Genomic DNA, 11,951 nt, shown 5'->3' on the forward strand with positions numbered 1-11,951 from the left:
GAAGATAAATATGGGAAAAAACGAATAAAATATTGAATATCGAGGAGGAAGCAATTTGGATATGATGGCAGAAGATGGATCGATCTCGGAAGAGAACCTGGAACGTACACTAAAAGAGGCCGCTGAAGGCTATGGAGATCTGGTGGCCATATCGGTCGTCCACCATGTGAGCATGAGGACCCTCAGATCGCAGTTGAAGAAAATGAAGAGAGATGGGGCGCATCAGTCAGACCCCGTCGAGAGATCGAACGAGAAAGTGAACTGATATGAGGGAAGATATGGCCGGGGGGTTGAACCCCGGTGGGATGTGCATCGCATCGGAGATAGCCGAAAGGATCAGGTGGACCCCCCAGGGATGGCCCGTCCCGGAAGGTCGAGAGGATCATCGGGCGCTACAGAAATGTTACTCGTGGCTGGCATGGCAGGATCTGCCCCTGGCGATCGTCCCTGAGAACGACGACCAGTTCGACGAGTTCGTATCTTTGAACGTATTTTTGGAGATCAGATTCGACGGCAAAGATCTCAAAGGTCTCGGGTTCGTAACGAGCGAGCACGTTGAAGCTGCCGGTCTGAGAAAGGATGTCGTCATCGTTCCCGCCGCTTTTGGAGCGAAGAAGATGCTCTCAAAGCTCAAGGCCTTGAAGCTCTCAACAGAAGAGAAACGGTGAGCCGTTGGGCCCATCGATACCCATCATCCAGAATCCGAAACTACCCATCGACGACCAAAGCTTCGATCTCTTTTGCGCCCTTCACAGAAAAGGCAGAGGCTCCCTCTTTCTGTAGACGAGGGCCTGGCATACGGCGATGAGATCGCCTTCCTCCCTTCTGACATGGATCTCGTAGGTACCGATCCGGTTCGACCTGTTCACCTCCCTCGCCTCCGCCAGGAGGCTGTCGCCCTTCTTGGGGCTGCTGACGTAGTTGACGGTCATGCTGAGGGCGACGGAGACGGTGCCGTGGGAGTTGGCGGCGACCTCGAAGGCCTCGTCTATGAGGGAGAATATAGCACCTCCATGGGCCATCCCGAAGATGTTCTCCATATCCTCGGTGAACTCCATCTCCACCAGGGCGCGCCCCTCTTCCACCTCGACCAGTTCGAGCCCCATCTTCTTTGCGTAGGCCTCCTCTTCGACCCTCTTTTGGATCGCCTTGAATATCTCCTCGCCCATCGATCAGCATCTCCCTGCCATCGCTTTTTCCATCTTTGTCTCCGATTTCAATTATGATCTCAATTTCGATCTCACCATCTCAAAGTCTGAGGTCGTACCTCACCTCGGTGATGGTCCTCCCCTAGATCTCGGAGGTCTTCTCCTCCTTCTCCTCAAATCCCAGGGACTCGTAGAGGCCCGTCGCCGCCTCCAGACCCCGGACGGTCCATAGGAATATGGAGGAGTACCCAGCGGACTTGGAGAACTCCACCGCCTCTTCCGCGAGCTTCCTGCCCAGGCCGAGCCCCCTCGCCACCGGGTCCAGAAGGAGCCACCTCAGCTGGGCTTCGGTCTCGGAGACCTTGACGATGGCGACGGACCCCACGATCCGCTTCGAGGTTCCTCCTCCAACTTCGCCGGCCTCCAATTCGACGATCCAGATCCGGTCCCGATGGGATCGAGACCTGACGAACTTGGCGATCGGCCCCGCAACGTAGGCATCGAAGGTGGAGTCCCACCCCTGCTCCTGGGCATAGATGGCTCCATGGAGGTGGACCACCATCCCTATGTCGCCGGGCAGCAGGTCGGTCCGGATCGATATCGATGGGCTCAGGTCCGTGGAATGCTTCGCCGACATCTCGCGAACCGTCTTAGAATCTCAACATATTTCAAAATTGCTTCCTCCTTTCAGCGACCTTCTGTCTCCTGCCGGTGGGCTTTCGGCCCTGGTCCGACAAAGGCCTTAAGATGGTTTCTGAGGAGACAGGTCTGGAGGATGGATCAATGGTCCGATCCGGAGCGGAAACGAGGATTGAACTCGCCGAAGGCGGCGGAGAGGAGCCGAGGTGGTGGGAGTCGGCTGAGGGGCACAGGTTCGCCCTGGAGGTCCTCCAGCTCGCGGTGAGGAGGGATATTTTGAAGTTCATCGGCGAGGAGATCCGATCGGCAGAGGAGGTCGCCACAGAGTTCGACATCGATGAAAGGCGGGCGGCCTTCCACCTGGCGATGCTGGAGAAGGCCATGGTGGTGGAACCCTGGGGCAGCGGCTTCAGATCCACGCCTATTGGCCTGCTACACCTCGAAAAGGTAGAACGCACATCCTCGATATGACACCAACCCTTCGGAGCTCTAGTCCATCCCGATCCACCTCAGCCCGTCTTGTAGCAACCTAACCGAAAAGCTTATTACTAAATATGATCATGGGACGTAACGCCGCGCCAGGAAGCGAAATCCTGACCTCCACCGCAAGAAGTCCATGCCGAAACTCTGCCCATTTAGACAGAAGGGGGCTCCAAGGTTGAGCGACCTTCGCCCCCGCTCTCCCGCTTTTACCCGTCTTAAATATGGCGTCAGATCCGTCCGCCGTACTTGATGGCGAGATGTATCCTCTGGGCCGCGGTGAGGTTAGAGAGGACGGCGGCGAGGACTATCGCGCCCAAAAGCCAGCCGTCGCCGAAGAGGAGGGCTCCCACCATCCCGGCGTAGATGAGCATCAGCCTCTCGGCCCTCTCGAGGACCCCTCCCATCTCCTTTGCCAGAACCTCCTGGTCTTTGACCAGCCCCCTGTGGTCGGCGTAGGCCCGGACGAAGGAGGTCATTACCGCCCCGAAGATGAGGATCGCGATCCAGGCGCCGACGGGGATGAGAAATTCCGCGCCGGGGCCGAGGTAGAAGAGGAGGCCGAGGATCAGGAGCGCCTCGACGTACCTGTCCAGGACGCCGTCGAGGAAGGCCCCAGCCGCCGAGGCCCTCCCAGTCGCCCTCGCCACCGCCCCGTCGACGATGTCGAGGGCTCCTGATATCAGGAATAGAAGGAAGCCGGCAAGGAGCTCGCCTCTCCAGAGGGCTAAGAAGCCGCCGACGGCGACCGCCAGGGCGAGGGCTGTCCAGCCGTTGGGGGATATGCCGAGGCGGGCGAGCACCGCGAGCCGCCTATCCATCTTCTTTCCGTCCACCAGACGGGACTTGAGCATCGAGAGGTCGAAACGGAAAGTAGGTATTAAACACTTTTTATCTCCGTCGCAACCCGCTCTTATGCTGCGAGGTCCGCGAGGAACCGCTCGATCCTGTCGACCGCCTCCAGGATCTCCTCTCTCGAAGTCGCATATGAGCATCGGATGAACCCCTCGCCGCTCTCGCCGAAGGCGTTTCCGGGGACTGCCGCCACTTTCTGCTCTTTTAAGAGCTGCTCTGCGAACTCCTCGGAGGAGAGGCCCGTCCCCACGATGGAGGGGAAGGCATAGAATGCCCCCTTCGGCTCGAAGCATGGGAGGCCGAGCCTCTCCAGCTCCGAGATGAAGAGCCGACGCCTCCGATCGTACTCCCGCTTCATAGCCATGACCTCGGCTTCGCCCCGCCGGAGCGCCTCGATCGCCGCCACCTGGGCCATGGTGGGTGCACAGAGCATCGTGTACTGGTGGACCTTGGTCATCGCCCCGACGATGGCGGGGTCGCCGAGGGCGTAGCCTACTCTCCACCCCGTCATGGCGCAGGACTTGGAGAGGCCGTTCAGAAGGACCGTCCTCTCTTGCATCCCCTCCAGCTGGGCGAAGCTGGTGTGCTTTCCATCGTAGGTGAGCTTGTCATAGACCTCGTCGGATATGACCAAAAGGTCTTTTTCTGCCACCAGGTCGGCGATCTCCTCCAGGTCCTCTCGGGTCATTACGGCTCCTGTGGGGTTGTTGGGGTAGCTGAGGACCAGGGCCTTCGTCCTATCGTTTATTTCGTCCCGGAAATCTTCGGGGCGCAGCTTGAACTCCTCGGAGAGCCTCGTAGCCACAGGCCGGGGGACGCCTCCCGCCAGGAGGACGTCGGGGACGTAGGCGACGTAGCAGGGCTGGGGGACGATCACCTCGTCGCCGGGGTTCAAAGTCGCCCGAAAGGCGAGGTCGACGGCCTCGGAGACGCCGGTGGTGATCAGGACCTCCTCTTCGGGGTCGTAGTCGAGGCCCAGATCCTCTTTCGCCGACTCGGCCAAGATCTCCCTCAGCTCGATGAGCCCCTTATTTGAGGTGTAGGATGTGTGGCCGCCTTCGAGGGAGTAGATGCACGCCTCCCGGATGTGCCAGGGGGTCGGAAAGTCAGGCTCTCCGACCCCCAGGCTGATGACGTCCTCCATCCCCACCACGATGTCGAAGAACTTTCTGATCCCCGAAGGGGGCATATCCCTCACCGTCGTCGATAGGTGGGAGTCGGGGCGCCAGAGGGCAGGCTTCTCCATCGCGAGCCTCTTCTTCCCCGCGCCGATATCGCCGTTGGTCATGCAGTGACCACCAGTCGTTTCGGCTGGGCCCTATCGTATAGTATGACCCCATGCTCCTTGTAGCTCTTGAGGACGAAGTGGGTGCAGGTCGACTCCACCCCCTCCAGGGTTGCTATCTTCTCGGTGACGAAGAAGGCGACGTCCTTCATCGACTTTCCCCTGACGGTGAAGGATATGTCGTGGTCCCCGGATATCAGCCTCACCGACTGGACCTCTGAGAACCGGGAGATCCTCTCGGCGATGGCGTCGTAACCCTTGTCCCGATGGAGGGAGACCTTCAGCTCGACGATGGCGTAGACGTACCCGTCATCTATCTTCTCCCAGTTGATCATGGTCATGTACTTCCTTATGACCCCCGCATCCTCCAGGCGTTTGATCTCTCCACCGACCTCCTCCTCTGAAAGGCCTACCAGGGTCGCGATCTCCCCGGGGGTGGCCCTGGCGTTCTCCTCCAAAACCTCCAAGATCTCTTTGGCCAAGTCCCTCATAGATCATCCCCATCCGATCTGAAAAGGATTATAGTTTTCCTTTCCTCCTCCTTCCCGTCTCCCCTCACGCTCGTCCGCCGTCGTCGCCCCCGCGATACGGGGGCGATGGCCCATTCGCAAGGGTTCGCCTCACCACCAGTCCCTGAGGAGGGTCTCGAAGAATGACTTGTTCATCAGGGCTTCGACGCTGAAGGGGGCCGGATCCCTCGGGGCTGTCAGGTTCTGGAAGTCGTGGAATATGCTCACGCCTCTCATGAGATGGTAGAAGGGCGGCTCAGTCTCGGCGTCTGCCCCGGTATCATTGAAGATGCCGTCTCCTGCCGATCGGTTAACAACGCCGATCCCAGCGCCCGCCAGGAGCGCCTCCAGCTCGTCGAGGTCGCCTGTGAAGTTGAGGGCGAGGGGGTCGAAAGCGGCCGATGCCGCCGCCACCATCGAGAAGAGCAGGAAGAATAATAGACGCACGTATTCCCTCCGGAATATATAGAACCTTATTTAAGCCCCGGGCGTGATTCGAACACGCGACCTAGTGATTACAAGTCACTCGCTCTAGCCAGCTGAGCCACCGAGGCCCGCCTCACCCTCCCTCTTCAACATTTAAAGACTTTCCTCTCCCCTCACCCGTTCCAGGAGCCTGCAGCTGGCGCAGACTCCGTCGCTGGAGGGCTCGCCGCACCTCTCGCATGGGACGGCTTCGTAGGATCCGGGGGGCTGGAGGTCGAGGATCTTCTCAAAACCCCTCATGATGGAGTACTTCGTCCCCGGGTGGTTTGCCTCCAGGTCGTTCAAGACGTCCTTCACCTCCTGCCTCATGGCCCTGGCTATGTAGGGGCAGGCCGCCGTCTCGAAGGGGATGTGTTGGACTATGGCGTAAAGGCCCATCTCCTTCTCGGGGATCCGGGATAGGGGCTTGATCCTAGGGACCATCCCCGCTATAGCCCTCTTCGGCCTGAGCCTGTATAGCCGGTCTACGTCCCCTTTGAGGTAGTTGAGCATCACCGTCTGGGCCTCGTCGTCGAGGTTGTGGCCGGTGGCGACGGCGTCGGCCCCCAGGTCTCGGGCGGTTTTGTTGAGGAGCCCCTTCCGGAGGACGCCGCAGAAGCTGCAGGGACCCTGGGGGTGGTCCCCGGAGGCGAGACGGTCTGTGGTGACGCCGAACTCGTCCTGGTGGCTCACGACTACGTGTTCGACCCCCAGCTCTTCAGCGACCGATGCCGCCGCCGCCAGGGTCTTAGCCCTGTACCCTTCGATCCCCTCGTCGACGGATACCGCCAAGAGCTCCACGTCTTCTCTGTATGAGAAGAGGTGGTGGAGGATCGAGAGGAGGGAAGAGCTGTCTTTGCCGCCGGATACCGCCACCGCTATCCTGCAGGATTTTCCGAAGATCCTGTATGTCCGGAGGACCTCCCTCACCCTCCGGTGGACGTCCTCCTGGAAGTGACGGGAGCAGAGGTGCCGTCCCGAGTACTTCTGAAATATGACCGCCCGTTGCGAGCACCTGTCGCATGAGATCATGGTACCGGTATCGGGATCTTACGGTATATAAGAACGTATCCAGCTCCGTCGGCTTTATCCCGTCACCGGCCGAGCTTGTACCTCGTTATCGCTGCCAGGCCCCCCAGGGCCGAGAGCCTCTTTCCAGGCTCAAACTCCGAGCTGAATATGACGACCCTACCCCTGGCCTCGGAGACGGACCTCATCAGCTCCTCCACCTCGGCGCTTCGGACGAGCTGATCTGCCACCATCAGGGTCTCGACCGCTCCCTGGGACGCCGCCGCCGTCACCTCGGCGGGTCCATAGGCCGCCCGGCCGTCGGTGGCGATCTCTCGGAGGAGGTCCTCCATCAGCGTCGTCTCCAGGGCGAGCCTGCTATCCTCCAGAATCTTGTCGATGGCGCCCCGGCGGAGGACCTCCTGGAAGCCGGAGACTCCCATGGCGGTGGCGTCATAGAGGATGATCCGGGGGGCCAGGTCCGGGTGGGAGGCGTCGATCCTCTTTTTGAGGTCCTCCTTGGTGAAGCCCGGCCCCGCCAGGATCACCTTCGAGTCGGTGGCGGCAACCCTGGCCGCCTCCTTTCCCACCTCATCGAGGAACTCGGATCTTCGGTCGCCCCCTTTTCCTCCCATCCCCTTCCCCCCGCCCATCTTGATCTCTGAGGCGGTCTCGACCCCGAACTGCCGGAGGACCCCGATCGCCGCTTCCCCCTCCTCTATGAGGCAGATCACCACCTTCGGCCTCTTCGACTCGGCGACGGCCTCCCGGATCCGGTCGAGCTCGTCGGGGCGCCAAGTCTTGACGATGGAGACGTCGGCTCCCGGCTCCAGGTTGAGGGTATGGTAGGACGCGACCTCCGGCCCCACCTCGATCAACCCGTGGACCCGGAGCCAGTTGGAGGAGGTGTGAAACTCCACCGACTCCGCCCTTATCCCGAGCCTCACGGGCCTTCGTTCGAGCTTCTCGGGCCGGAGCTTATCGGTGGATGCGGTCGCCTTCCGGTGGGTGAGGGCGAAGACGAGGTCTCCGGGAGCTATCAGGTATTTGAGGTGCCAGAGGTCGTCGATCGACTCGGGAACGAGGCCGATCTCCCCCTCCAGGCCGCGGAGGCTCTTTCTGAGAACGCGCATGAGGTACCCCTCTGATCAAAAGGCTTAAATGGATTGCCCGAAAAGGCAGGGTTCGAGCCGCCATAACTCAGTTGGTAGAGTGTCTGGCTGTTAACCAGATCGTCACAGGTTCGAGCCCTGTTGGCGGCGTCCAAAATAAACGTTTCTTGGGCCTGTAGCTTAGTCCGGTTAGAGCGCTCGGCTCATAACCGAGTGGTCGCCGGTTCAAATCCGGCCAGGCCCATCATCTCAAATAAAAAAGCCCGGCTGCCGTCTCAGCAGCCGGATGGCTCTTCTGCCACGCTCTTGGCGAGGAGCTGCCAGGAGGATATTTTATTAATTTTGAGGCCGGTCTTCTCGGCCAGCTCCTCGGCACTGGCCTCGGCCAGGTCCAGGGCGGTCCTGACCCCGGCGGTTTCGAGCTTCTCCAGGGTCTTGGGGCCGATCCCCGGGATCTTGGCCAGGGCGTCGATCTCTGCCTTCTTCTTCGCCTCCTCAGCCTTCTTCGCCTGCCACTGGTCGAAGTTGCACTGGGGGCAGCCCAGGTCCCAGGGGCGTTTTCCCTTGTTGATGATCCTGATGTGGTACATCCCGTGGTCGGAGCAGATTTTGTCGGTGACGATGATCATCCCGAACTTGGGGAGGGGGAGCGTTTTGGTGCATTCGGGGTAGCCGGCGCATCCGATGAACCTGCTCCCCCGCCTCCCCCTCCTGATGATCAGCTCGTTGCCGCAGGAAGGGCAGTCGCCGACGATCTTGTCTGTCCGCAGCCCCTCCCGGAGGGTCGTCTCTATCTCCCCCTGATGCTGGAGGAGGTCGTCGAAGACGGCATCGAGCATCGATCTGGACTCCTCGATCACCTTCTCTTCTCCGATCTTCCGCTCGGCGATCTTCGTCATCTCCTCCTCCAGGGTCCGGGTCATATCCGGCTTTGTGATGGTGGGAGAATGGCGTTCCAGCGCCTCGATGACGGCGTAGGCGGTGTTCGTCGGCTTCATGGGGTTTCCCTGGACGTAGGCTCGGGCGTAGAGCTTGCTTATTATCTCGTGCCTAGTCGACTTAGTCCCAAGGCCGAGCTCGTCCATCAGCTTCACCAGCCTCCCCTGGCCGTATCTTGAAGGGGGTTGCGTCTCCTTGTCCATAATCTCTTTTCCCAGTACCGATAGCTTCTCCCCCTGGGAGAGGTCGGGGAGGATCTGCTCTGCCGCCTTGCTGTAGGGGTAAGATGCCCTCCATCCTGCCTCGATCTGCCGGGCGCCCATGGCCCTGAAGGGCTCTCCTCCGATGTCGAGCTGGACGTTCATGACGATCCACCGGGACGGCTCAGAGAGGGTAGCAAAGAAGCGCCTGACCACCAGCTCGTAGATCTTCCACTGATCGGGCTTCATATCCTTCTTGGTGGCCGGAGCCGTCGGGTATATCGGGGGGTGGTCGGTCGAGAACCTCTTCCCCCTGGTGGGGACCATAGGCCCCTTCAGCACCCTCTCGGCGTCCTCCCGGAACGGTCCCTTCTTGAAGGCCGAGACGAGGTCCCGGAGGTCGAGGGTGGGGGGGTAGACGGTGTTCTCGGTCCGGGGGTAGCTGATGAACCCGCTGGTGTAGAGCCACTCTGCGATCCTCATGGCGTTGGATGCTGAAAAGCCGATGCCGCTGGCGGCGCTGATGAAGGAGGTGGTGTCGAAGGGGGCTGGGGGCCTGTCGGTCCTCGTCTTCTCCTTTATGGATAGGACGGTGGCCTCGTCCCCGAGGTTCTCGAATATGGACCTCGCCAGGTCGCCGTCCCAGATCCTCCCCTTCTCGTGCTTCACCCGGAGGTCCTTCTCCAGGTCTGCATATATCTCCCAGTACGGCTGGGGCTTGAATGCCTCGATCTCCTTCTCCCGATCGACGATGAGGGCCAGGGTCGGAGACTGGACCCTCCCCACCGAGAGAAAGCCCTTCCCGAGCCTTCCGGAGGTGATGGATATGAACCGGGTGAGGGCTGCGCCCCATATCAGGTCCACCACCTGCCTCGCCTCTCCGGAGGATGCGAGGTTGAAGTCCACCTCCCCGGGGGATTCGAAGGCGTCCAGGATCTCCCCTTTGGTTATGGCGCTGAACCTGACCCTGTCGGCCTCGATCTTCGGATTCGCCTCTTCTGCTATCCGGAGCGCCTCGACGCCGATCAGCTCCCCCTCCCGGTCGTAGTCGGTGGCTATGGTGATCCTGTCTGCATCCGCACCGAGGTCTTTGAGGGCGGATACTATCTTCGCCTGGGTGGGCTTCGTCACCACCTGGGCGTGGATAAGATCTCGATAGTCCACCTTCTGCCAGTTGTTATATCCGGGCGGATAGTCCACCCCGACGATATGGCCGGAGAGCCCCATCACCACCTTTTCGTCGAAATGGAATGTCTCGACCCCGTGGACCCGTTTGACCTTGGGCTTGGTGCCGGCGAGGATCTGGGCAATCCTCTTGGCAACGTTGTGCTTTTCCGCAATGATGAGATGCATCCGCTCTCCGCCAGTTCTGGATATGATATAAGTAACTATCGCAATCCGGCCGGCGACCGTCAACGGTGGGCGCCGGAGGGCGCAAGGCCGAGGAAAGGGTCGCTCTCCGGTCCTCTCCTCTCATGAGTTCTATTCCCCTCTCATCGCGCCCTCCCCCTCGAACGTATATTTACAGATGATACTTATTATGTGAAACTGGTCTGAGACTGTTATCCCATTGTAACACAATCACATACATTTGGTATACTTATTCGGAAAATTTCGTCAGATATCTGCCTCGCCCTCAGAGGCAGCAAGATCGATATAGGGGGATAGTTTGTTCATAATGGGGCCATAATTCTGACTATCGGGTGTATTATATAGCTATATCATCTGTATTTTGTTCTATGAGCCCGCAAGGCCATCAATTTATCGGTTTTTCACACTCCAGAACATATTTTTACACATTCAAATAAATGTATTGTTATAAAACGGATCGCACAAAAACTTTAAGTAGCGATATGACCATGGAGAGTTAAGCGGGAGACTGTAGTTGATGGGATCGTCGCCGGGTATGATGGATTTAGGATTTGGTCATACCGTTCGCTCCGGCAGCCCTGATCTCTTCGGTCTCCTGCCAAAAGGTAAAGGAGGATAAAGAACGTGTCTGACAAAATAGACCTCTATAGTGACCGTGGCGTTCTTTTAAAGAGTGACGTTGACCTGAGCGCCGTCAGCCCACTCAAGAACGCGGCGATGAAGAAACTGATCAACCTGACCAAGCGGACCGTGGCTGTCAACCTGGCAGGAATCGAGAACGCTCTGAAGTCCGGCAAGGTCGGAGGGCAGGGGAGGCAGATCAAGGGACGCGAGCTGAAATACGACGTCACCGCCAACGCCGACGCCCTCGCCGCCAGCGTCAAGACGCTGCTCCAGGTAGAAGATGGAGACGACACCAACGTCCAGGTCCTGGGCGGAGGAAAGCAGCTCCTCGTCCAGATCCCCACCGCCAGGGTCGACGCAGCCTCTGAGTTCGTCGTCGGAATGACGGCCGCCGCAGCCGCCACCACCGAGGCGCTCATCACCAACTTCAAGGCAGGTATGGTCGACGCCCCCATGGTCCACGCCGCTGTCTGGGGCCAGTACCCGCAGACAGTCCCCATGTCGGGCGGAAACATAGCCTCTGTCCTCAACATCCCCCAGAACGATGAAGGTCTCGGCTTCGCTCTGAGGAACATCATGGCAAACCACATCGCGGCCATCACCAAGAGGAACGCCATGAACGCCGCAGCCCTCTCTTCCATCTACGAGCAGATCGGAAACTTCGAGATGGGCAACGCCATAGGCATCTTCGAGAGGTACCAGATGCTCGGCCTCGCCTACCAGGGGCTCAACGCCAACAACATGGTCTACGACCTGGTGAAGGCCAACGGCAAGACCGGAACCATCGGAACCGTCGTCCAGAGCGTCGTCGAGAGGGCCATAGAGGACGGAGTCATCAAGGCCGGCGAGAAGCTCCCCTCCGGGTTTGTCATGTATGAGGCCAACGACGTCCCCAAGTGGAACGCATACTGCGCGGCAGGCACCCTCGCCGCCACCATGGTCAACTGCGGCGCCCTTCGAGGCGCTCAGGCCGTCTCCTCAACCCTGCTGTACTTCAACGACGTCATGGAGAAAGAGACTGCACTGCCCGGCTGCGACTGGGGCAAGGTTCAGGGAACTGCCGTCGGCTTTTCCTTCTTCAGCCACTCCATCTACGGCGGCGGCGGACCCGGCGTCTTCAACGGCAACCACGTCGTGACGAGGCACTCTCGAGGGTTCGCCATCCCCTGCGTCTCTGCGGCCGTCGCCCTGGATGCAGGAACCCAGATGTTCACTCCGGAGATGACCTCCGGGCTGGTGGGCACCGTTTATGGCGAGATCAAGGAGTTCCGCGAGCCTATCGTAGCAGTTGCGGAGGCTGTATAGATAGGTTGAGT

The 11,951-nt window shown here is 59.8% G+C and carries 13 protein-coding genes and 3 tRNA genes; 6 read left to right on the forward strand and 10 right to left on the reverse strand.

Annotated elements, in window-relative coordinates:
- The first annotated feature begins 55 nt into the window (after positions 1 to 55).
- On the forward strand, positions 56 to 265 hold the full coding sequence (locus tag P0O24_RS01420) for a hypothetical protein (RefSeq protein WP_316967957.1): 210 nt from the start codon (positions 56 to 58) through the stop codon (positions 263 to 265).
- 1 nt (position 266) lies between these two features.
- Positions 267 to 668, forward strand: coding sequence for a hypothetical protein (locus P0O24_RS01425; protein WP_316967958.1), 402 nt, complete (start codon positions 267 to 269; stop codon positions 666 to 668).
- Between the two features lie 81 nt (positions 669 to 749).
- On the opposite strand, the gene P0O24_RS01430 is transcribed toward P0O24_RS01425, so the two are convergent.
- Entirely contained in the window at positions 750 to 1,169 is a 420-nt protein-coding gene (locus tag P0O24_RS01430) for a PaaI family thioesterase (RefSeq protein ID WP_316967959.1), read from the reverse strand.
- 121 nt (positions 1,170 to 1,290) lie between these two features.
- Positions 1,291 to 1,785, reverse strand: coding sequence for a GNAT family N-acetyltransferase (locus P0O24_RS01435; protein WP_316967960.1), 495 nt, complete (start codon positions 1,783 to 1,785; stop codon positions 1,291 to 1,293).
- 146 nt (positions 1,786 to 1,931) lie between these two features.
- Here P0O24_RS01435 and P0O24_RS01440 point away from each other — a divergent pair, with 146 nt between their 5' ends.
- Entirely contained in the window at positions 1,932 to 2,258 is a 327-nt protein-coding gene (locus tag P0O24_RS01440; protein WP_316967961.1) for a hypothetical protein, read from the forward strand.
- Between the two features lie 239 nt (positions 2,259 to 2,497).
- Here the strand turns inward: P0O24_RS01440 and P0O24_RS01445 are convergent, their stop codons facing one another.
- The 7 genes from P0O24_RS01445 to P0O24_RS01475 form a co-directional block, all read right to left on the reverse strand.
- Positions 2,498 to 3,121: a CDP-alcohol phosphatidyltransferase family protein gene (locus P0O24_RS01445; RefSeq protein ID WP_316967962.1), complete on the reverse strand. Its 624-nt coding sequence runs from the start codon at positions 3,119 to 3,121 to the stop codon at positions 2,498 to 2,500.
- A 59-nt stretch (positions 3,122 to 3,180) separates the two neighbouring features.
- Positions 3,181 to 4,410, reverse strand: coding sequence for an aminotransferase class I/II-fold pyridoxal phosphate-dependent enzyme (locus tag P0O24_RS01450; RefSeq protein WP_316967963.1), 1,230 nt, complete (start codon positions 4,408 to 4,410; stop codon positions 3,181 to 3,183).
- The gene (locus tag P0O24_RS01455; RefSeq protein WP_316967964.1) at positions 4,407 to 4,898 is read right to left on the reverse strand and encodes an Lrp/AsnC family transcriptional regulator; all 492 of its coding nucleotides are present in this window, start codon (positions 4,896 to 4,898) and stop codon (positions 4,407 to 4,409) included. Before P0O24_RS01455 ends, P0O24_RS01450 begins: the two co-directional genes overlap by 4 nt.
- 129 nt (positions 4,899 to 5,027) lie before the next feature.
- Positions 5,028 to 5,363, reverse strand: coding sequence for a hypothetical protein (locus tag P0O24_RS01460; protein WP_316967965.1), 336 nt, complete (start codon positions 5,361 to 5,363; stop codon positions 5,028 to 5,030).
- 33 nt (positions 5,364 to 5,396) lie between these two features.
- Positions 5,397 to 5,470 (reverse strand) — tRNA-Thr (locus P0O24_RS01465).
- A gap of 25 nt (positions 5,471 to 5,495) precedes the next feature.
- Positions 5,496 to 6,413, reverse strand: coding sequence for a TIGR00269 family protein (locus P0O24_RS01470; RefSeq protein WP_316967966.1), 918 nt, complete (start codon positions 6,411 to 6,413; stop codon positions 5,496 to 5,498).
- A gap of 62 nt (positions 6,414 to 6,475) precedes the next feature.
- The gene (locus tag P0O24_RS01475) at positions 6,476 to 7,522 is read right to left on the reverse strand and encodes an mRNA surveillance protein pelota (protein WP_316967967.1); all 1,047 of its coding nucleotides are present in this window, start codon (positions 7,520 to 7,522) and stop codon (positions 6,476 to 6,478) included.
- A gap of 56 nt (positions 7,523 to 7,578) precedes the next feature.
- On the opposite strand from P0O24_RS01475, the gene P0O24_RS01480 reads away from it, so the two are divergent.
- A tRNA-Asn gene (locus P0O24_RS01480) sits at positions 7,579 to 7,651 on the forward strand.
- A 19-nt stretch (positions 7,652 to 7,670) separates the two neighbouring features.
- A tRNA-Ile gene (locus P0O24_RS01485) sits at positions 7,671 to 7,745 on the forward strand.
- A gap of 31 nt (positions 7,746 to 7,776) precedes the next feature.
- On the opposite strand, the gene P0O24_RS01490 is transcribed toward P0O24_RS01485, so the two are convergent.
- A complete protein-coding gene (locus P0O24_RS01490; RefSeq protein ID WP_316967968.1) occupies positions 7,777 to 9,993 on the reverse strand; it encodes a DNA topoisomerase I in 2,217 nt (738 codons plus the stop codon).
- A 642-nt stretch (positions 9,994 to 10,635) separates the two neighbouring features.
- Between P0O24_RS01490 and mcrB the strand changes: the two genes are divergently transcribed.
- Positions 10,636 to 11,940 (forward strand): coenzyme-B sulfoethylthiotransferase subunit beta, encoded by a 1,305-nt coding sequence (mcrB, locus tag P0O24_RS01495; RefSeq protein WP_316967969.1) that lies wholly within the window; start codon positions 10,636 to 10,638, stop codon positions 11,938 to 11,940.
- Positions 11,941 to 11,951: the final 11 nt, after the last annotated feature.

It is taken from the genome of Candidatus Methanocrinis alkalitolerans (genome assembly GCF_029167205.1).
Taxonomy (GTDB): Archaea; Halobacteriota; Methanosarcinia; order Methanotrichales; family Methanotrichaceae; genus Methanocrinis; species Methanocrinis alkalitolerans.

What these genes read in the sequence shown, in the direction of transcription:
- P0O24_RS01425 (WP_316967958.1), top strand. Translation starts at nt 267, where the DNA reads ATGAGGGAAGATATGGCCGGGGGGTTGAACCCCGGTGGGATGTGCATC.
- P0O24_RS01430 (WP_316967959.1), bottom strand. Translation starts at nt 1,169, where the DNA reads ATGGGCGAGGAGATATTCAAGGCGATCCAAAAGAGGGTCGAAGAGGAG.
- P0O24_RS01435 (WP_316967960.1), bottom strand. Translation starts at nt 1,785, where the DNA reads ATGTCGGCGAAGCATTCCACGGACCTGAGCCCATCGATATCGATCCGG.
- P0O24_RS01440 (WP_316967961.1), top strand. Translation starts at nt 1,932, where the DNA reads ATGGTCCGATCCGGAGCGGAAACGAGGATTGAACTCGCCGAAGGCGGC.
- P0O24_RS01445 (WP_316967962.1), bottom strand. Translation starts at nt 3,121, where the DNA reads ATGCTCAAGTCCCGTCTGGTGGACGGAAAGAAGATGGATAGGCGGCTC.
- P0O24_RS01450 (WP_316967963.1), bottom strand. Translation starts at nt 4,410, where the DNA reads ATGACCAACGGCGATATCGGCGCGGGGAAGAAGAGGCTCGCGATGGAG.
- P0O24_RS01455 (WP_316967964.1), bottom strand. Translation starts at nt 4,898, where the DNA reads ATGAGGGACTTGGCCAAAGAGATCTTGGAGGTTTTGGAGGAGAACGCC.
- P0O24_RS01470 (WP_316967966.1), bottom strand. Translation starts at nt 6,413, where the DNA reads ATGATCTCATGCGACAGGTGCTCGCAACGGGCGGTCATATTTCAGAAG.
- P0O24_RS01475 (WP_316967967.1), bottom strand. Translation starts at nt 7,522, where the DNA reads ATGCGCGTTCTCAGAAAGAGCCTCCGCGGCCTGGAGGGGGAGATCGGC.
- P0O24_RS01490 (WP_316967968.1), bottom strand. Translation starts at nt 9,993, where the DNA reads ATGCATCTCATCATTGCGGAAAAGCACAACGTTGCCAAGAGGATTGCC.